Origin of the sequence: Dorea sp. AM58-8 (genome assembly GCF_003464045.1) — a bacterium.
Lineage (GTDB): Bacteria > Bacillota > Clostridia > Lachnospirales > Lachnospiraceae > Claveliimonas > Claveliimonas ammoniilytica.
In genome coordinates, this window is record NZ_QSDM01000006.1 from 43,261 (window position 1) to 63,054 (window position 19,794).

Consider the following 19,794-nt stretch of genomic DNA (forward strand, 5'->3'; position numbering starts at 1 on the left):
TACGATTACTGCAGCTCTTCTGCTGTCTTTACAATATTTTCTACAGTGATTCCGTTCATAGCGAGCAGTCTCTCGTAAGGAGCTGACTGTCCATACTGATCCTGTACACCGATTCTTTTTACAATACCTTTGCCCATCTCAGCTGCCACTTCACATACTGCTGATCCAAGTCCGTTCAGGATGTTATGATCTTCAACTGTGATAACCTTGCCAATCTCATTGATACAAGCTGTAACTACTTCTGTATCCAGAGGTTTGATGGTGTGCATATCCAGCACTCTTGCTGTGATTCCTTTTGCTTCCAGCTCTTTTGCTGCATCCAGTGCCAGACGTACAGTATCACCATTTGCGATAATCGCAACGTCTTTACCTTCTTTGAGCTGGTTTGCTTTACCGATTACAAATTCTGCGTCCTCATCATAAATCTGTGGAATTGCATCACGTGTAAAGCGAAGATACATTGGTCCGTATGTTTCCGCTGCCTGACGTGTCAGTTTCTTAGCTGCCACATAGTCTGCCGGCATAATAACTGTCATATTAGGAAGTGTACGAAGAACGCCCATATCCTCGATTGCCTGATGTGAAGCTCCATCGTTAGCCGGAGTCAGTCCACCATGAGAGCATGCAATCTTTACGTTCAGATTCGGATAGCAGATTTCCTGACGGATCATCTCGCACATACGGAGGGAACCGAATACTGCATAAGTTACTACAAATGGAACCTTTCCGCATGTAGCAAGTCCTGCTGCCACACCGGCTGCATTCTGCTCTGCAATACCTACATTTACATACTGATTCTTATCGTCATGATACTCTGAAGATAATTCCTTACGGAAGTCTCCTGTCTTACAGCTCTTTCCGATATCTGCATCGATTACAAGAATATCCGGATTTTCTTTTCCTAATTTTAATATCTCTTCACCAAATCCTGCTCTGGTTGCAACTTTCTTTAATTCGCTCATTTTTCAAACCCTCCTTATGCTATTACTCGATAATCTGTGCCTGCAGTTCCTGCATTGCTTTCGCATGTTCTTCTTCATTTGGAGCTACTCCATGCCATGATACAGAATTCTCCATGAAGGATACGCCTTTACCTTTGATGGTATGTGCATAAATACATTTCGGCTTGCCGTTCTTTGATGCATAGCATTTTTCAAGTGTTGCACAGATCTCTTCCATGTTATGTCCGTCAATCTCAATTACTTCAAATCCGAAAGCACGGAACTTCTCGCCAAGATCTCTATTCGGCATAACCTGATCACAAGGTCCGTCAATCTGCAGTCCGTTGTAATCCATAAATACGATCAGGTTATCCAGCTGATATTTGTGTGCTGTATTGGCTGCTTCCCAGATCTCACCTTCCTGAGCTTCGCCATCACCGACTACGCTGAACACTTTATAGTCTTTGTGATTCATTTTTCCTGCAAGTGCCATTCCTACTGCACATGCAAGTCCCTGTCCAAGTGAACCGGTTGAAATGTCAATGCCAGGACACTTATTCATAGATGGATGTCCCTGTAATTTGGAACCTTCCTGTCTCAGTGTATCAAGTTCTTCTTCCGGGAAAAATCCGAGTGTTCCGAGGCATGCATACTGAATCGGGCATACATGTCCTTTGGAAAGAACCATACGGTCACGATCCTCCCACTGTGGATTCTTTGGATCCACATTCATATACTTAAAGTAGCATGCTGTCATAAAATCTGCTGCTGACAGTGATCCGCCCGGATGTCCGGACTGAGCTTTGTAGATCATATCCACTACCTTCATTCGCATCTCAGTTGCCTTGTTTTTCAATTCTTTCATTGATACATCTTTCATTTTCTTCACCTCATTTTATTCTACGTAGGATGTTAGTTGTTTTATATAAAATCGGGTAGTCAGCCCGATTCATATTCTGTTTGGAACCATGCCCCCGAGACCAGCGACATGGTCTCGGGAAGTTCCAGGAGTTCTATATGTATAAATGGATTAATGGGTTACACAAACATCAGTGAGATCGCCGGGATATAGGTGATCAGCAGCAGGATAATAAGCATCGCCACTAAACAAGGTATAATTCCTTTCGATATATCCTCGAGTGATATCTTACCGATACCACATGCCACATACAGGTTGACACCAACAGGCGGTGTAAACAGTCCGATTGCCAGGTTGACGATCATAACTACACCAAGGTGGATCGGATCGATTCCAAGCTGTAATGCAACCGGTGCAAACAGTGGTGTGAAGATGTACAGTGCTGATGTCGAATCTAGGAAACATCCTGCGATCAGCAGTACGATATTTACAATAATGAAGAAGATAACTACACTTCCTCCTGTTACGTTCAGCATCACATTCTCAATTGCTTCATCCAGCCTTGCTCTTGTAAGAACATATGCAAAAAGTGATGCACCCATGGTGATGAACATAACTGTTGCTGTTGTTGAGCAGGAATCTACCATGATATCTGACAGCTTATTCAGATTCAGATCTTTGTAGATTACGAATCCTACAAACAGTCCATAGAATACGGATACAGCAGCCGCTTCAGTTGGTGTGAAGATTCCTCCGTAAATTCCTCCAAGGATGATGACTGGCATCAGAAGTCCAGGTACTGCATCCTTGAACGCTGCTAAACGTTCTGCGCCGGAAGCTTTCGGTAACACTTTCAGGTCACATTTTCTTCCTATGACTAATGCTGTGATAATCAGTCCTACTCCCATCAAAAGTCCAGGTACCATACCTGCCTTAAACAGGCTTGTGATTGATGCATCAGCAATGGAACCATATACTACGAATGTGATAGACGGTGGAATTACTACTCCGATCGCTCCACCGGCTGCCATTAATGCACAGGAGAATGCTGCCGGATATCCTGCTTTCACCAGTGCCGGAATCATGATCAGTCCAAGCGCTGCTACGGTTGCCGGACCAGATCCTGAAATTGCTGCAAAGAAACAAGATACTACGATACATACCATAGCCATACCGCCTTTGATGTGACCGAGACATTTCTCTGCAAGGTTGATCAATCTTCCTGAAATACCTGCTTTTTCCATTACATTACCTGAGATAATGAAGAATGGAATCGCAAGTAATACGAACTTACTGCTTGAAGCAGAACAGATACGAGGCAGTACACTCATAACTGCTACAATCGGTTTTCCTGCTCCCTGAACCAGCATTGCTGCTACACTTGACATTCCCAGACATACTGCAATGGGAGCTCCACAGATCAGCAGCACTACAAATACTCCTAACAATATTACACCTGCCATTTAATTGTCCCCCTTTGCTATTTTGATCGTTCCATCCAGAAATGCGACCATTGAGAATGCTCCGCCTAACGGTACGAATAATCCGTAGATCCATTCCGGCCACTGCATAGTTGCTGTCTGCTGTCCCATCTGATACTGACTGATAACCATCTCAATACCAAAGATTACAATCAACAGACAAAACAGTGTTGCGATTGCATACATAACTGTCTGTACAATTCTTGCTGCATTCGGTGACAATTTGTCAGTCAGAAGCGTTAAACCGAGATGTGCTTTTCTTCTGGCTGCGATCGCTGTACCCATAAAGCTCATAAGTACAAATAAGTAACATGACATCTCATCGGCAACTGCCAGAGGGCTATTAAATACAAACCGGGCAATAACATTTATAAAAACCAGGATTGCCATCACTGACACGCTTAAGCATGCTACGATTTTTTCAAATTTCTCTATATACTTCATGCCATCTTCCTCCTGATTTAATTACTGAATTTCACGCCTTCTGTATCGATACCAAACGCTTCACATGCATCTTTGCCGTATTTTGCTTTGATCTCATTCATAGGCGCTTTAATCAACTCTTTAAATGGCTCCAGCTGTTCATCTGTCAGCTCATCCACCTGCATTCCGTTGTCTTTAAACTTCTCAATAAGAGTTTTCTCATCTTCAACGATTTTATCGTTACCCCACTCACAGGCTTCTGCAATACATTCTTTCAGAAGATCCTGTGTCTTCTCATCCAGGCTGTCCCAGACTTTGGAATTTGCTATTACCAGATCGGCATCATAACAGTAGTTCCAAAATGTCAGATACTTCTGTACTTCATACATCTTAGCTGAATCTGTGATCGGAACACCATTTTCCTGTCCGTCGATGGTTCCCTGTTGGATCGCTGTAAATACTTCAGACCAACTCATCGCTGTCGGGCTTGCGCCAACCGCCTGCCAGAATGTCATGTAAATTTCTGAACCAGGAATTCTGATCTTCAGACCCTTCAAGTCATCTGGTTTTGTAACCGCATGCTTACTGTTTGTCAGCTGACGGAACCCGTTATGAAAAGCTCCGAGATAGGTAAGTCCCTTATCATCCAGCTCGTCTGCATAATACTCACCGCCGGTTGTTGCGATAACTTCCGCTGCCTGTTCATAAGAATCGAATGTCCATGGCATTGTTGCGATATTCAGTAATGGATCAATCGCTGACAATGTACTGGTCGCATATGCTGCCAGGTCAGTAGATCCTGCACAGACATACTCTATTCCCTTGGTAGCATTACCGCCTGCCAGTGTGTCATTCGGAAATACATCGATCGTAATGTTACCACCAGACTTCTCTGACACCAGTTCTGCTAGCTTTTGACCAACCTGTGTGTCGATCTGTGTGTCCGTTCCGTTAACAGCCATGGAAAGATTCAATTCAGGATATTCTGAATTTGAACCGGTGCTTTTCGTATCACCGCCGCTCCCGCATGCTGTCATGCTTGATACTATCATTGTTGTTCCTGCAAGAACCGCAAGAACTCTTTTATACCTCTTCACCAATAGTTCCTCCTCTCTTGAAATCCTCTTATTCTATTCATCCTTTTCATATTCGTTCAATGTAGAACGTTGCTCTTTGCTTGTGACTTAATCATATCACTTTTGACCCAATAGTCAATAATTGTTTATTTTTTAACCGAACATTTGTGTAATGTTTACAATTTCACACTTTCTTTTTATCACTTTTAACCAACGTTCTACGTTCTACATTTGTTAATTATAAAACAGGATTGTTATTTAATTAATATATATTTTCGCTTGTATTTACTGCCTTTCTATAATTCCACCTCCTTTTTTGTTGTTTTCATAACTCAAAGTTTGTATTGTTTTTTAACAAAAAATAAGAGAATGAAAAAATTCCATTCTCTTAACTCACACTCTTTGAAATATTAGTTCTTTTTCGCTTTTCTACTTCTTTTCTGCTCTCAGACGGTTCACAAAATGTTCCAGTCTTCCGAGTGCTTCTTTCAGGTCTTCCAATGAATACGCATAAGAAATTCGCAGGAAACCTTCTCCGCAATCACCAAATGCGGAGCCCGGGACTGCTGCCACCTTCTCCTCTTCCAGAAAACGTGTCGCAAATTCTTCGGATGTCATGCCAAATTCCCTAATACATGGGAATACATAAAATGCACCGTACGGCTCAAAACATTCAATTCCCATACGTTTGAATTCACTCATCAGGAATCGTCTTCTCTGGTTATATGCATCCCGCATCTTCTTCACTTCATCCCCACAGTTGCGCAGTGCTTCCACTGCTGCATACTGGCTGTTGGTCGGTGCACACATGATCGCATACTGATGGATCTTCAGCATCTGATCCATAATGATCTGTGGTCCGCATACAAAGCCAAGTCTCCATCCTGTCATGGCAAATCCTTTGGAGAAGCCATTGATAACCAATGTTCTCTCTTTCATACCCGGCAGCGATGCTATCGAAGTATGTCCGCCTTTATAGGTCAGTTCGCCATATATCTCATCCGAAATCACATACAGATCATGTTCTTTTACCACTTCCGCAATCGGCTCCAGTTCTTCTCTGGTCATGATTGCACCGGTCGGATTATTCGGGAATGGCATGACAAGAATCTTGGTCTTTGGCGTAATAACTGCCTCTAATTCTTCTTTTGTCAGCTTAAATTCATTCTCATTTTTCAACGGAATCGATACTGGCACGCCATCAGCCAGAATCGTACACGGATCATACGACACGTACGATGGCTGGGGAATCAGAACTTCATCTCCCGGATCCAGCATCGCACGGAGTGCAATATCAATTGCCTCACTTCCGCCAACGGTCACCAGCACCTCATGCTTTGCGTCATAAGATACGCCGATCAGGCGTTCCATATATTTACTGATCTCATCCTTCAGTTCCTGCAGACCCGCATTGGATGTATAGAATGTACGTCCTCGTTCCAGTGAATAGATACCTTCTTCTCGTATTCTCCAAGGAGTATCAAAGTCCGGCTCGCCGACACCGAGCGAAATTGCATCTTTCATCTCGCTCACAATGTCAAAAAACTTACGGATACCAGATGGTTTGATCTCCGTGATCTTTTTCGATAATGGATTTCTTGTCATGGCGTCACCAGCATCCTTTCTTCCTGTTCCTTCTGTGCCAGGATGGTTCCGTGATCTTTATATTTCTTCAGTATGAAATGTGTTGCTGTACTTGTGATACCTTCAATCGGAGACAATCTCTCAGATACAAAACGAGATACCTCAAGCAGTGTCTTTCCTTCCAGTGTTACGAGAAAATCATACGCACCAGAGATCAGCGATACGGATGATACTTCCGGGTAATTATAAATACGCTCTGCCAGCTTCTCGAATCCCTTGCCGCGCTGTGGTGTCACACGCACCTCAATCAGTGCATTCACCTGCTCTACACCTGCTTTATCCCAGTCGATCATTGTATGATAACCGCAAATAATTCCTTCCTGCTCCATAGCTTTGATCTCACGAAGGACAGTAGCTTCGTCTGTTCCAAGTAAAACAGCCAGTTCCTTCGGATCTACTTTACAATTCTTTTCAATAAATTTTAATATCTGCACTCTTGTGTCTTCCATGGTGAACCCCTACTTTCTTATTACATAAAAAATGATGTTGGATGCCTACGGATTGTTCCGTGCTTTGCACTCCCACAATCCACCCTGGCATCTTAGAATACTTTCATTAATTCATCCGGAGCCGGCCGATCAATATATCGCATATCCTCTCCGTTATGAATGATCTTGTCGTTGCTATCAGTGAGCTGTCCGATCACAGCTGCCTGTATACCTTTCTGATTCAGCGCATCTGCCAATGCTTCTCCATTCTCTGTTAACATCAGAAAACTTCCGCCAGAAGCAAGCTGATATGGATTCAGTCGGAAATGTTCACAAACCTCAATTGTCTCCTGTCTGACTGCAATCTTCTTCAGATCAAGATTAAGACCAAGCTCTGTATCCTTCGCCAAATCCCACAGCGACGCCAGTATTCCTCCACGAGATACCTGACGTATGACAGATACGCCCATGGCATCAGCAACTGCAATCTTTGACAGACCGCACAATTCACTGTCATAAGCTTTCATCTGTCCGATAAATGCCGGGGTAAATCTTTCCCGGAGCTCTGCTTCTTTCTCGCCAATGATCCGAAGCATTCCTTCCAGTCCTGCCCATCCGGCATATACGATGTCCTGTCCGGCTCGTGCGGTCAGCAGCGCATCTGCTATACGCTCTTTCTGATCTGTCTCGCCTGCTGCTGTAATCACAATCTGTGGTACTCGAAGCGCCGCACATTTCTCGCCTGCAATATGAAGTTCTTCCAGCTGAAAATCTTCCGTTTCAAGCTTTTCCATAGCTTTCGCTATATGATTCCGAATGGAATGCATCCTGGACTTATCCATATCCGCCGGAATCTCAATGCGGATCTCTGCTGATCCCGCATGAACGCCCTGCGCTGCCAGCTCATTAACCTCTGTCAGAAGTCCGTAAGCTGCACCATCCCGCATACCTCCGTAATAGACACCTGTATGTGTCAGGAATGTCTTATAGACCATGCTTCATTCTCCTCATAATATCTATTCTTCACTTCCAGTGCTTCCAGAACTCTCTGAACTGCCGGAACTACTGGAACTATTGGAACTGCTGTAAATCCCTGCAATCGCATTATTGATCGCCGTCGAATCATTCGTCGCAACTGCGCTCTCTAATGCGCTGATCGCTGCTGCACTTCCTCCGGCGGTACCTACTTCTATCACTTCATCCGCTTTCTGGTAATAACTGGTGTTAAATACCTCACGGCTTACTTCTTCACCATCTTTATATACGACCTTCCACAACTGCGCCTCCCGCCCCGTATGCGGATTACCTGTATACTGCATTGCACCGAAATTGAGTGATGAATTAATCTTATAGGTAACAGAATACTGATCCACACTCAATGTCTCACTCTCAAATTCGATCGTTCGGTTCTTTGGTCTTGTTTCTTTTCCGTAAATGATCATACGGAGCTGATTATCAGAATCAATTTCTCCATAAATATATATCGGTGTATCATAAGAATTTTTAAAGCGGAAATCCATTAAACCACCAGCAATTGCCGCATCTCTGGATGGCTCCACGTAGTCAACCGTCATAGAATGCGGATGTCTTTCTACCACTTCAAGTTCCGCATAGATCACTGCATTATATAGAGTCGTCGATACCTGACAGATTCCACCGCCATAAGACGGAACTACCTGTCCATTCTCATATGCGGTACCTTCTGCATAACCATGTTCTTCATCATACGGCGCCGTTGAATCATAGACCGACAATTCTTCACCCGGCTGTAAGATAATACCGTTCAACATAGAAGATCCTGTCTTCAGATTCGTCCAGCGTTCACCACCGCCAGCATCTGTCGAATATGCCCCTAATTCATCCGTCATATCTTTCAGATCTGCCTTCGTCACCTCCGGCTTCTCTGTCTTAATCACAACCTGTTCTTCAAAGTCTTCATGCTTCCAGTTATCGTTCAAATCATCATTCAACTGCTTCACAGTCGCTTTATAATCAATGATCTCTCCTTCTTTTTCCGCTACGATAGAGACTTTTCCATCTTTATCCCTGGAAAGGCTTGCATTTTCCGGCCCCTGCAAAATATCTCCGGCTTTCTCTTTTAATAGGGATTTAAGCTTCTTACGGCTTACGCTGTACTCTTCATCAATTACAAATGGTTCCTTCTCCAGTCGCTTCATCTGTCGATAGCGCATCCAGAGATTGCCTTTCTTACCATAGCTGACGGCCTCATCCACAAGCTGTTCTTCATCTTCCTGACCGGAGAATCCCAGTTCTTTCAGAAATGCCTCAACCTTCTTATCCCGGACTGTCAATGTTACTGTTTTGCTCTCATCCGTTGTCTTCTGGTTCTCCAATGCCTTCTGCGCCTCTTTCTTCGTCATACCTGAAAGATTGAGATCATTAATATATATATTATCACAGATAACATCATCCTTTACTTTTCCAACATAATTCTTCAACGCAGAATAAGACCCACCAAAGACAACTGCAAAAGCTGCCACGCCGATCACGATCAATGCTCTCTGCTTACGTTTACGCTTCATCGCTACTCTCCTGCTGCGATGCTTTAATTTGTTTGATGATGCCATCCTCTATCCCTCATTTACATTCCTTTATACTTTCAGCGTCTATATCATCATCGCTGGGAGTAATGTTGTTGCAACCATTGCCACTACAATTACCACGATCACAACGGCAACGATCCTTCTTGTATGCTTATTGTGGAAATTCATATTCCATGCCTCTTTTCTCTGTCTTCTTACAATTTGTTTTGTTAATTATCATACCTGTTTTAAATCTATTTTGCAATAATAACTGTACGCGCTTCATGTGTTAACGGACTGCGTTCCCGGTAGTCGAAAAGCACCGTTTTATTAAGACACAGAAACCTTTCTAAATGCGTCATTTTCCGCATCTGATTCCGATCATATTTCTCATATCCCGGCAGGTATTTATGGCTTTCGGCCTCCTCTTCATAAAATGCACGGACTTCTGCCTTGTCCATCTGATATTCCCCGGCGAATTCCGGTCGGTTACCTGCATTCTCCCTGAGATAATAATCATAAGTAAGAAACTCTCTCACTACATCCATCTGCTCCGGTGCATACTCTTTCACAAACTCAAGCAAAATTTCGTATCTTGCCGCCCGCTTGTGATTAATCTTAAAATATCCATTCTTATCATAATATGCAGCCATGTCTGCATACATGATAAATGGATCTTTAAAATATTTTTCCAGCTCAGGCATGGTCTGCGTAAACTGTCCACTGTTATAGTAGACTTCTACCATTTCTTCGATTCCTTTTAGCCGAAGCACATCGTCATATGGAAGCCAGTCCGTGTACAACACTTCATACGGAGGTATATTTTTCACCACCAATCCGTATTCTGCCTGATGTTCCTGCATGTATGAACCTTTCAACACTTTCAAAAACCCCAGTTGTAACTGCTCCGGATGCAGTGCATATACATCATTAAAGCTTCTATGGAAACTTTTTAGATTCTCATAGGGCAATCCTGCGATCAGATCCAGGTGCTGATGCACATTGCCATTCTTCTGCACTGCCCGCACATTCTCCGATACCTTTTCAAAATCCATTGTTCGGTGAATCTCTTTTACCGTATCCGGATTCGTAGACTGCACACCGATCTCCAACTGGATCAGTCCTGGGCGCATCGTCTGGATCAATGCAATCTCTTCTTCATTTAACAGATCTGCTGCCACCTCAAAGTGAAAATTTGTAATGCCATTATCATGCTCTGCGATATACTTCCAAATCTCCATTGCATGCTGATGGCTACAGTTAAATGTTCTGTCCACGAATTTCACCTGCGGTACTTTATGGTCAATGAAAAACTGTAATTCCGGCTTCACCTTTTCCACATTCCGAAATCGAAGTATCTTATCTATAGACGACAGGCAGTAGCTGCATCGAAATGGACAGCCTCTGCTGCTCTCATAGTATATAATCTTATGTTCAAAATCTGCCATATCCTCATAAACAAATGGCACTTTGTTCAGATCCATGACCGGTCGCCATAGATTCTCAATAATCTCTCCGTCTTCTCTCCGCCAGGTAATTCCCTGAAGTCCGACAAGTTCTATCCCTTCTGCCAGCTCAGCAAAGGTCTCCTCTCCTTCTCCTTTCATTACGCCTGTCACTTCCGGCAAACGCTTTAGTACGGCGACCGCATCGTAAGACACCTCCGGTCCTCCTAACCAGATTTTCGTGTCCGGAAGCACCTTGTGCACTTCCCGAAGTACCGTCTCCACATAAGAAATATTCCAGATATAGCAGGAGAAGCAGAGCACATCCGGCTTACGGCGGTAAATATCCATCAGGATGTCATCCGTCTGCTGATTGATCGTATACTCTGCCAACGCAATCTCTGTATCAGGATCTGTGACACGAGACTGCGCGTATGCCCTTAAACTATACACAGCCAGATTAGAATGTATGTACTTTGCATTAATTGCGGTTAATAATATCTTCATAATGAATTATTTTACACCAGCAGGATACGAATGGCAACGATGTGTGTTGACTTTTCCCTCGAAACACGATACAATATGACTCGTGCAGCCGGGGTGGTAGCGGTACCTTGCACCTGCAATCCGCTATAGCAGGGGTGATATTGCGCAGAGGGCATATGCTGGTGAAGCTGCCTTTGGAAAGTGGCGTTGATGTCCGGGTCTCACGCGACGGAAATCTGTGAATCGTGTCAGGTCGGGAACGAAGCAGCACTAAGCGGAACCTTCCGGGTGCCGTGAGGGTGCCTGGACTGAGTTAACTACCAGAGTAACGTTTATTGGTTTTAGTTCGAAGCGCAATGCACATAAAAAGACAAATCAGGCAGTCTGTCGGTTGACAGGCTGCCTTTTCTTATTCCATGCTTTCTGCACGCTTCTTCTCTTCTTTTTCTTCTTTTTTCCGCTGTCTCAGTTCGCGGAAGAACTGTTTCATAAGCTGACTGCATTCTTCCTCCAGCACACCTGTTTCCAGTTCTGCCTGATGATTAAACTGTGCTATATGCAGCAGATCCAGTACCGATCCGGCACATCCCGCTTTCGGATTCATACATCCAACCACTACCCGCGGTATCCGGGACTGTATGATCGCGCCCGCGCACATCTGACATGGCTCCAACGTCACATATAACGTGCATTCTTCCAGCCGCCAGTCACCAAGCTTTTTACTCGCCTTTCGAATCGCTGCAATCTCTGCATGTGCCAATGGACTCTTATCCGTATTTCTCCGATTATATCCACGACCGATAATCTTGCCCTCATGCACGATCACACAACCGATCGGTGTCTCATCCAACGCATAGGCTTTCTTAGCCTGCCGGATCGCTTCTTTCATATATTTCTCATCCATCGACATCATGACCATTCCTCCTTGCCGCATAGCGTCCTATTTACTTCGCATATGTCTTACTTTTCTGCACCAGTAGCCAAACATCTCATTTTCTTCCGACTCATCCTGCTCTGCCTGCACGAATCTGGTAAATCCAAATACTTCTGCTGCTTTCGCTTCCCTTCGGTGATAAATCCCCGGTACGCCTAACCACATTTGATTCTCTTCTTCCAACAGAATTAAGTAATGATAATTATAATACCCATGCAACAGAAAGCTATTATTTGCCACCCGCCATTCACACCGGGGCAGCATGGCAATCTCCTGTCTCTGGATCTTTCGTATCTGAGGCTTTGTCGGTTCAATATAATGATCAATCTCCTCTTCTGTCAGAGGCACTTCCACGTCCTGCTTTTCTTCTTGCCCGGCTGTCTGCTCCGGTTCCACTGTTTCTTCCTGATCCTGCACAACTTTCTGCAAGATTTCTTCTGTTATAGTCACCGGAATCGGCTTCTCCTGCCAGATTCGAAGTTCACTGATCCGAAGCAGCGCATCACTCCACACCGCCGCATATCTCCGTCCGCTTTCTGACATCAGCAGTATCCCGTCAATCTCTGAGTAATGCTCCGGTACTCCGGTATCCTCTGACGTATACACCAACCGATAATTAATCGTCGGATTCACATTTGTAACTTCTCCCTGATATACACACACCGGCACCTGCTCTTCAGGATAGAAAAGATACAGCTTCAATGCAGTCTCTTCTCCCAACCTGAGTCCCTTCCCATGTATATGAATCGTTGTACAGTCATCGGCAGTCTCAACCTTTACAAATCCTACATTGCGAATCGGCCTGTCACTTTCGTATTCATACAAATAGCGGATAAACTGCTCCACATTCTCACTTCCGTTCGATGTATTCAAAACAGTTTATTCCGCTTATAATTCAAACATTCCTAATATACACTGGCTGTCAGTTCCTGATACAGTCGTCTCGCATAACTGTCCGTCATACCACAGATATAGTCTGTCGCCAGCAGTAATCTCAGATACAGTTTCTCTGCTTCGCTCTTGCCCTGTGCATGAAAATGATAGGACCGTTTATAGTTACTGGATATAAACGACACCAGACGACGGTCAATCGTTCCAAGTTCCTGTTCTTTATCATCATATCCGATTACCGCCCCGATAAAGCGATCCATCAGATAATTGATCATAACACTTTCCGATACTTCCATCCGATAAATGGTCTCTGTAGCAAACACTTCACGAAATGCCAGATCCCCTAGCAGATCCATCAAGCGCTCCGCAAATGTCCCATGGAACAGATCATACGGATACGTTCCGTTCATGATTGCATCATAATTGGATGTAAATCCATACGTTGCGCAGTTGATCAAAAATCCCTGCACCCGAACGATCCAGTTCTTCACAGCATATTCTTCCGGATCCTCCACATGCATATCTTCCGCTCTTCCATACAACTCCTTCAGCTTAGCAGCTGGTCGAAAACTGCTTCGCGGCTGTGCATAAAGTGTCTCCATCTCCTGTAGTTCTCTGTATAACTTAGCATAAGAAACGAATCCCTTTACAAATGCATCCTCAATATCCGCTGTCTTGTATGCGATATCATCTGCGGCTTCCAGAATAAATGTCAATGGATGACGCGATCCGTTGGTTCCTGTCGCTGTTTCCACTTCTCGGAATATTTCTTCATCTGCATGATAGAATCCCAGTTTATGACTCTTAATATCCCGACTCTTAGGCTTAATATCCAAAGACGTAACCGGATATTTTACAATTGTATTCAGCAATGCATACGTCAGATTCATCCCCCGGTCATCTACCAGATAATGAAGCTTCGTTACCAGGCGAAACGCCTGTGCATTTCCCTCAAAATGATACAGATCCTCCCGCATCTGCAGGGTCAGGATCTCATCCAACGATCTGCCATGATATTCCAATGTATGAAGATGATCTCTGAACCACTCCCGGATCGCATCTTCTCCAAAATGTCCAAACGGTGGATTACCAATGTCATGGATCAGTCCCGCACACTGTAATACATTGCAGATATCTTCTTTCATCTGTACCGTAAACGACGGATCCTTCTTATATGTAAGAATGTTCTCTCCGATATTCTGTCCCAGAGACTTGGCAAACGAAGATACTTCTAGGGAATGCGTCAGTCTGGTACGAATAAAATCACTCTTGTCCAGCGGAAATACCTGCGTCTTATCCTGCAATCTGCGAAAGGACGCACTTCCTATAATCCGATGGTAGTCTTTCTCGAACTCACTGCGCAGATCTGATTTACCGTTGCTTTTTGCAATTTTCCCAGTTCTGTATCTCTGCGTTGATAATAATTGCTCCCAGTTCACTCCGTCACTTCCTCATAATCCCGTTATCTTTGCCGGACGATCTTTTTTCATTTAGTCCAGATAAATCGGTTCTTCGTAATCTTTGCCAAGTAACGCTTTCTTACGCTCCTGATATCCCAAGAATGCCCATTCCGTCATATCTGTCCACGCATGATCTCTACGATCATATACCTGCACATAACCGATGCGCTTTGGATGCATACGGACACTGTTGCTCTCATACTCATGTCCTGTATACGGATTCAACTCTCCGCGCTCCAGATCTTCCGCATCATCATCTTCCTCTTCTGCATAAACCGCCTGCGCGATCTCTTCTTCCTGAGCCGGCTGCTGTTCCTCATAATAAGTCTGCTCTGGCTGTACCGGTTCTTCATATTCAATAAAGTCACTTTCTTCTTCCATTGCTTCTAATGGTTCTGTGGCTTCCTCAATCTCTCGTTCGATCTTCTCTTCTTCATGCTTTTCTTCCTGACGCTCTTTTTTATTACGGCGCTGGAACATTGCTCTCCATCCGGTCAGCTTCTTCTCGTGATGAGTCTGCTCTTTCTTCTCTTCCGCGTAAGCTTCCTCATGAACTTCTTCCGGAATCTCCTGCTGAACCTCCTCCTGAACCTCCTCGTGGATTTCTTCATAACGAGGTGCTTCTGGGATCTCTTCGTGCGTTTCTTCATAGACTGCTTCGACTGCTTCCGGTGCTTCTTCTATCGGTTCTGCTTCCATTAACACCGGCTCGTCAGAGATCTCTTCCATTACAGATTCAGATTCTTCCGTCACAGGCTCTTCTATCGTCTCATTTACAAACGGAAGCTCTCCAGTCTCTCTGCGTACCAGCTCCTCATGAATATCCATGTAATCGCCAAGCGTCATCTCTTTTTCAGATGCGCCGCTCATATCGGTTACCTCTGACGGAATCTGTTCCATTGCGGCATGAAGCTGTTCTGCTTCTCTCGCTTTTTTCTCCTTACGGGCCTTGGTCTTTGCAAGCTTATGCAGTTCCTTCTCTGTAGGGACAATATCCTCTACATTAGCTGCACGCTCTGCTGCCTCGCTGTCTGCAAGAATGCTCAGCTGAAATGGGCATCCAAGAATATCTGCGATCATACGCATATCCTGTTCCTGAAAGTTATCTCGTCCCAGCCTCTGCGTAAGATTCTGACGGGACATCTTCTTCCCGGTTCTCTCTTCAATTGTCTCTGCGAGTTCTTTGATGGTCATGCCTTTACGGCTTAAGATAATCTTGACTTGTTCTCCGAATGTAAGATCTAACATGATAATCTCCTCCTTATTAATCCTTCCGCCCTGCAAGATACAACGACGGACAGACAGAGTCAATGCCCTGTCTATTGTTTATACTCTCCCCACAGGTCTATCTCTCCCACAAACGAACTTATGATAACAAGTTCGTCTTGTAAACTCATAAGTTTCTTGATAAACCTATATTTTTCCCATACAATATTTTATCAAATGATATTTCGTTCGTCAAGATAATGAAGTTCACCAAATTTCTTTTCTGTACTGCATACTGCAACTCTGGCATCTCCTGCATCCGTCTGATACTCCTGATAATAGTATGTTCCCGGCACTGCCTCCGGCTGTCGCACCAGTCTCGCTCCCCGTTCATCCAGTGCTATCTCAAACTCACGCAGATCCTGTTTCATTCCCAGACGTATCGCCTTGATAAAACTCTCTTTCAACACCCAGTATCTGTAAAATCCTTCTGCCTGCTCTGTTTCGTTTTTCTGACTCTGGATCCAAGCCACTTCCCCTGGGCAGAAATATCTCTCAGCCAGTCTGATCTTATTTCCTTTAATCATTTCCACATCGCATCCCACCTGTGCATCCGGTTGTGTGCTGACCGAACATAGCGCATATTTCCCGGAATGCGACAGATTATATGGCATCTGATCTGACAGCTCATAATATTGCCGCATCTGCTGATATAAAATCCATGCCCCTACGCTCTGCATTTTACCTTCTAAGGGTCTGATCCGGTCAGCTTTCTCCCTGCGCCAATCCGGAAGACGGTTGTAACATTTTCTATATATCATGTCGTCCTGAAGAGGCGTGACATCCATAATCCATGTATATATCATTTAGTTCCTTTCTGCATACTGCCCTATATAGTAACCATAAGTTTCCAGTAAAGCGGACATTCGCAATCCGCTTCGCTACTTGCTCATGAACGCAGTCGCTTCGCAATCTGTCAGTGGGAGCTTTCAACTCCCACTGACAGAAGCATCCCCCTCACCCGCCGCTTAGTACTCCGCGCACTTGAAGCGGGGGAATGCTTATCTGCGTTCAAATCCTGCTATCATTTACTAACTATATCAAAGTATAACATTTACTATGTTTTATATCCATTCTTTTATTCATCCTCAATTAATCATTTTGCATTAAATAAGTATCGTATTGACAACAAATAAGATACAGGATATGATAAAAATACAATATGTGCATACTACTATTTTACCATTCACTTTATATGATTATGGTAATTCATTTACTTATTGACGATACGTGCAAATCACTGTATGATTGTATCATCAGATTTCTGTTTGATAATACAAAAGAGGAGTTTATATGTACGATATGACCGAAAAAGAAAGAAAAGATGCAAAGATGGCCACCTTATACGAATTACGCCTTATTTTTGCCAACAGCGAGAAAGCTGAATATTCTAAAGATGAGATTGTGGAACTTCTTGATAAAATCGCTATGGCTAAAGAACAAGAATAACCCATTCCCTCAAAAGAATACATAAAGACCGGGCAGCTACATCTGACAGCCTGCCCGGTTTGCCTTTATACTATTTTATTTCGTTAACTACTCCCCTGTTTCTTCTATGCTTATCATATTCTGTGCCACAGTTTCACTGATGCGATATACCATATCAGAGCCTTCCACCATGACGTATCTGTTCTCCCCTGCATCATCAGTCTTGCCCAGATACACGGTAAAGGTCTGCTCTTTATCTGAACTGTCAGTATATACCGCCTTCGCAGTAATTCTCTGGCTTTCATCCAGTCCATACTCCGCAAGCTGCTCTGCCGATGCATGATAATTCGCACAATCTGTCAGACTCAACGCCCCAAAACCTCCGGCAAGTTCTCCGACTTGATCATCCTCTTCATATACGGTATCTGTTCCATTTTCAGTAATCGTCACACTCTTCAGATTACCGCTTCCGATGGACGGAACTGTATCGTATTGAACCAGATTGGTCAGATCAAATTGCAGATAATCCTGGAAACCTGAACTGATCGTGTATACCTTTCCGCTGTCTCCCACTGTAGCATAATAGTTCTCGCCTGCGCCGTTGCCAATCAGAATTTCTGTTGCCACGCCATCATTGTCCTGAAACTGAATTGTATAGGACGGTTTATCCAATCCATAATCCGACAGTTGATCCGGATTCTCCAGTTCCCTCACTGCCTCCATCTGCCGGATAGCATCTGCGGTACTCTGAACCGTGTCCTGATTCATTGGAATCTCATTATCTTCATCATATTCCCATGTATCATCCACCTTTGCAAACGACATATTCTGGCTTCCGTCACTATAAGAATATGCAGTAATATCACTGGCATCCGTCAGATATATCTTTGAAGCTTCTGCTTCCTTTTCTTTCTTCCTTTCCGACTTATCGTTCCATGCACTGGCAACACCATTTGCTACGACAAGCAACAGAATCATAGCCAACAGAATGATTGTTTTTTTCTTCTTTCTATCCATAAGCCACCTTCCTGTCCGTGCTAAGCTTTTCGACGTTTCAGCCATTGCCGGAATCCGTAGATCAATACGATAATCGGAATACCGATAATACATGCAAATCCGATTAATCCTGTGTGCTGCATCGTATTATAAGTAATAGAAAGGCTCTTCGGCTCAATAGCCACATTCTGTACGCCATCGAAGTTTGCTGTCACCGCATTGGCAAACAAGGTCAGATTCTCTAATGTTGAGAAAGAATAGGTAATCTGACTGTCCAGCATACTCTCAGAAGTAATCACCGTAAACCGACTCTTCACGGTCTCTGTTTCGGTATCGGAATCCTCCTCATTCTTATCTGTGACATCCTCGCCTTCAATTGTCTCCTCTGCAATTGCACCGAGTACATAAGTGCCCTTCTCCTGGCTGTCCTCCGTCACCGCATATCCATTCGATGATGTGGTCATAAATGATGTAGTCGTAATCGTATCACGTTCCGGATCTGTAAGTTCCATGCCCTGCGCATTTACCATCATTACCATCTGTGTACTCATACCGTTCATCAGATCTGAGTCCCCACTAATATCCGGGAATATATAATAGTAGTTGCCCTGATAACACCGTTCCATATCTGCAATGTAACCATTCACCCTCTGCATGCCATATTCTTTCAGCAATGCATCCAGATTAGGTACATCACCTTCTATATTACCAAGCAGCACCATCACATCACCGCCGGACTTCATGTAACTTTCAATCTGGTCCTTTTCTTCTGTTGTCAGATCTGCGGAAATACCATTCATGATCAGAAGATCACAATCATCCGGAACCGCACTTGTCATCAGCAGATTCAATTCTTCGGAAGAAACATTATTTTTATCCAGCTGATCCTGTACGGATGTGGAAAATGAACTCTCGCCATGTCCGGTTGTGTAATACACCTTATTCTGACTGTCATTCGTTACATAGTTGATCGCACTGGTAAGCTGTCCCTCGCCGTCAAACTGTGTTGCATCCGCGCTTCCTGTCGTGTAATATGCATACTCATCTGTAACCAGAATCTCGTCAAATGTGATTGTGTCACTTTTTCCGGTGTCTTTGCAAGACACTACGATCGAATTCTCTGACACATTATTCTTCGTAAGCTCTGCCGGATGAAGCACCGGATCTACCCATTTTACGGTCACGTCCTTAGACAGTGCCTGATACTTATTTAAAAATGTACGTATCCGTTCATCGGTACTGCTCTTCTCTGCATAAACGGTCACGGTTACCTTCTGGTCCAGCTTTTTCAATAATTTCTTACTGGTATCTGTAATCTCATAGATCTTATTGTCACTGACATCAACCTTCCGCACTCTTTCCGGAAGTCTGGACGCCAACATATTCACCAGCACCACAACACACAGCACCAGCACGATCGCACCTACACTGTAGCTGCCGTTGACTGATGCACTTTTCTTAAACTGCTCTTTCAAACGATTCATGCCGCACCT

General features: G+C 44.0%; 18 protein-coding genes and 1 other RNA gene. 2 read left to right on the forward strand and 17 right to left on the reverse strand.

Features of this window, described 5'->3' with window-relative positions:
• Positions 1 to 5: 5 nt before the first annotated feature.
• The 10 genes from DXA18_RS06395 to DXA18_RS06440 form a co-directional block, all read right to left on the reverse strand.
• Positions 6 to 962: a transketolase family protein gene (locus tag DXA18_RS06395; RefSeq protein ID WP_118383192.1), complete on the reverse strand. Its 957-nt coding sequence runs from the start codon at positions 960 to 962 to the stop codon at positions 6 to 8.
• A 22-nt stretch (positions 963 to 984) separates the two neighbouring features.
• Positions 985 to 1,821 carry a transketolase gene (locus DXA18_RS06400; protein ID WP_118383193.1) on the reverse strand — a complete coding sequence of 279 codons (837 nt, stop codon included), beginning with the start codon at positions 1,819 to 1,821 and terminating at the stop codon, positions 985 to 987.
• Positions 1,822 to 1,979: 158 nt separating this feature from the next.
• Complete coding sequence (locus tag DXA18_RS06405) at positions 1,980 to 3,263, reverse strand: TRAP transporter large permease (protein ID WP_118383194.1); 1,284 nt, start codon at positions 3,261 to 3,263, stop codon at positions 1,980 to 1,982.
• The gene (locus DXA18_RS06410; RefSeq protein WP_118383195.1) at positions 3,264 to 3,725 is read right to left on the reverse strand and encodes a TRAP transporter small permease; all 462 of its coding nucleotides are present in this window, start codon (positions 3,723 to 3,725) and stop codon (positions 3,264 to 3,266) included.
• Between the two features lie 17 nt (positions 3,726 to 3,742).
• Positions 3,743 to 4,801 (reverse strand): DctP family TRAP transporter solute-binding subunit, encoded by a 1,059-nt coding sequence (locus DXA18_RS06415; RefSeq protein WP_243007054.1) that lies wholly within the window; start codon positions 4,799 to 4,801, stop codon positions 3,743 to 3,745.
• 408 nt (positions 4,802 to 5,209) lie between these two features.
• The gene (locus DXA18_RS06420; RefSeq protein ID WP_118383196.1) at positions 5,210 to 6,385 is read right to left on the reverse strand and encodes an aminotransferase class I/II-fold pyridoxal phosphate-dependent enzyme; all 1,176 of its coding nucleotides are present in this window, start codon (positions 6,383 to 6,385) and stop codon (positions 5,210 to 5,212) included.
• Complete coding sequence (locus tag DXA18_RS06425) at positions 6,382 to 6,873, reverse strand: Lrp/AsnC family transcriptional regulator (RefSeq protein WP_118383197.1); 492 nt, start codon at positions 6,871 to 6,873, stop codon at positions 6,382 to 6,384. Before DXA18_RS06425 ends, DXA18_RS06420 begins: the two co-directional genes overlap by 4 nt.
• Positions 6,874 to 6,965: 92 nt before the next feature.
• Complete coding sequence (locus DXA18_RS06430; RefSeq protein ID WP_118383198.1) at positions 6,966 to 7,847, reverse strand: AIR synthase-related protein; 882 nt, start codon at positions 7,845 to 7,847, stop codon at positions 6,966 to 6,968.
• A gap of 21 nt (positions 7,848 to 7,868) precedes the next feature.
• Positions 7,869 to 9,395: a VanW family protein gene (locus DXA18_RS06435; RefSeq protein ID WP_118383199.1), complete on the reverse strand. Its 1,527-nt coding sequence runs from the start codon at positions 9,393 to 9,395 to the stop codon at positions 7,869 to 7,871.
• A 254-nt stretch (positions 9,396 to 9,649) separates the two neighbouring features.
• Positions 9,650 to 11,347 (reverse strand): B12-binding domain-containing radical SAM protein, encoded by a 1,698-nt coding sequence (locus DXA18_RS06440; RefSeq protein WP_118383200.1) that lies wholly within the window; start codon positions 11,345 to 11,347, stop codon positions 9,650 to 9,652.
• 80 nt (positions 11,348 to 11,427) lie between these two features.
• Here DXA18_RS06440 and ffs point away from each other — a divergent pair.
• Positions 11,428 to 11,690: signal recognition particle sRNA large type (gene ffs / locus DXA18_RS06445), an RNA gene on the forward strand.
• A gap of 45 nt (positions 11,691 to 11,735) precedes the next feature.
• Here the strand turns inward: ffs and tadA are convergent.
• From tadA to DXA18_RS06470, 5 genes are all read right to left on the reverse strand, one after another.
• Positions 11,736 to 12,236, reverse strand: coding sequence for a tRNA adenosine(34) deaminase TadA (gene tadA, locus DXA18_RS06450; RefSeq protein WP_199665551.1), 501 nt, complete (start codon positions 12,234 to 12,236; stop codon positions 11,736 to 11,738).
• A gap of 30 nt (positions 12,237 to 12,266) precedes the next feature.
• Positions 12,267 to 13,133 (reverse strand): DUF6128 domain-containing protein, encoded by an 867-nt coding sequence (locus DXA18_RS06455; RefSeq protein ID WP_147345579.1) that lies wholly within the window; start codon positions 13,131 to 13,133, stop codon positions 12,267 to 12,269.
• A 32-nt stretch (positions 13,134 to 13,165) separates the two neighbouring features.
• Entirely contained in the window at positions 13,166 to 14,590 is a 1,425-nt protein-coding gene (locus DXA18_RS06460) for a deoxyguanosinetriphosphate triphosphohydrolase (RefSeq protein ID WP_118383203.1), read from the reverse strand.
• Between the two features lie 51 nt (positions 14,591 to 14,641).
• Positions 14,642 to 15,859 carry a hypothetical protein gene (locus tag DXA18_RS06465; RefSeq protein WP_118383204.1) on the reverse strand — a complete coding sequence of 406 codons (1,218 nt, stop codon included), beginning with the start codon at positions 15,857 to 15,859 and terminating at the stop codon, positions 14,642 to 14,644.
• A 191-nt stretch (positions 15,860 to 16,050) separates the two neighbouring features.
• Positions 16,051 to 16,683, reverse strand: coding sequence for a 4'-phosphopantetheinyl transferase family protein (locus DXA18_RS06470; RefSeq protein WP_118383205.1), 633 nt, complete (start codon positions 16,681 to 16,683; stop codon positions 16,051 to 16,053).
• Between the two features lie 487 nt (positions 16,684 to 17,170).
• On the opposite strand from DXA18_RS06470, the gene DXA18_RS15785 reads away from it, so the two are divergent.
• Entirely contained in the window at positions 17,171 to 17,326 is a 156-nt protein-coding gene (locus DXA18_RS15785) for a hypothetical protein (RefSeq protein WP_199665548.1), read from the forward strand.
• 87 nt (positions 17,327 to 17,413) lie between these two features.
• Here the strand turns inward: DXA18_RS15785 and DXA18_RS06475 are convergent, their stop codons facing one another.
• Together DXA18_RS06475 and DXA18_RS06480 are read right to left on the reverse strand one after the other, a co-directional pair.
• Positions 17,414 to 18,322, reverse strand: a complete 909-nt coding sequence (locus DXA18_RS06475; protein WP_158567101.1) for a DUF4340 domain-containing protein — start codon at positions 18,320 to 18,322, stop codon at positions 17,414 to 17,416.
• 20 nt (positions 18,323 to 18,342) lie between these two features.
• Positions 18,343 to 19,785, reverse strand: a complete 1,443-nt coding sequence (locus DXA18_RS06480) for a Gldg family protein (RefSeq protein WP_118383207.1) — start codon at positions 19,783 to 19,785, stop codon at positions 18,343 to 18,345.
• Between the last annotated feature and the right edge of the window lie 9 nt (positions 19,786 to 19,794).

Coding starts and splice junctions, on each gene's coding strand:
- DXA18_RS06395 (WP_118383192.1), bottom strand. CDS start 962: ATGAGCGAATTAAAGAAAGTTGCAACCAGAGCAGGATTTGGTGAAGAG.
- DXA18_RS06400 (WP_118383193.1), bottom strand. CDS start 1,821: ATGAAAGATGTATCAATGAAAGAATTGAAAAACAAGGCAACTGAGATG.
- DXA18_RS06405 (WP_118383194.1), bottom strand. CDS start 3,263: ATGGCAGGTGTAATATTGTTAGGAGTATTTGTAGTGCTGCTGATCTGT.
- DXA18_RS06410 (WP_118383195.1), bottom strand. CDS start 3,725: ATGAAGTATATAGAGAAATTTGAAAAAATCGTAGCATGCTTAAGCGTG.
- DXA18_RS06420 (WP_118383196.1), bottom strand. CDS start 6,385: ATGACAAGAAATCCATTATCGAAAAAGATCACGGAGATCAAACCATCT.
- DXA18_RS06425 (WP_118383197.1), bottom strand. CDS start 6,873: ATGGAAGACACAAGAGTGCAGATATTAAAATTTATTGAAAAGAATTGT.
- DXA18_RS06430 (WP_118383198.1), bottom strand. CDS start 7,847: ATGGTCTATAAGACATTCCTGACACATACAGGTGTCTATTACGGAGGT.
- DXA18_RS06435 (WP_118383199.1), bottom strand. CDS start 9,395: ATGAAGCGTAAACGTAAGCAGAGAGCATTGATCGTGATCGGCGTGGCA.
- DXA18_RS06440 (WP_118383200.1), bottom strand. CDS start 11,347: ATGAAGATATTATTAACCGCAATTAATGCAAAGTACATACATTCTAAT.
- tadA (WP_199665551.1), bottom strand. CDS start 12,236: ATGTCGATGGATGAGAAATATATGAAAGAAGCGATCCGGCAGGCTAAG.
- DXA18_RS06465 (WP_118383204.1), bottom strand. CDS start 15,859: ATGTTAGATCTTACATTCGGAGAACAAGTCAAGATTATCTTAAGCCGT.
- DXA18_RS06470 (WP_118383205.1), bottom strand. CDS start 16,683: ATGATATATACATGGATTATGGATGTCACGCCTCTTCAGGACGACATG.
- DXA18_RS15785 (WP_199665548.1), top strand. CDS start 17,171: ATGTACGATATGACCGAAAAAGAAAGAAAAGATGCAAAGATGGCCACC.
- DXA18_RS06475 (WP_158567101.1), bottom strand. CDS start 18,322: ATGGATAGAAAGAAGAAAAAAACAATCATTCTGTTGGCTATGATTCTG.
- DXA18_RS06480 (WP_118383207.1), bottom strand. CDS start 19,785: ATGAATCGTTTGAAAGAGCAGTTTAAGAAAAGTGCATCAGTCAACGGC.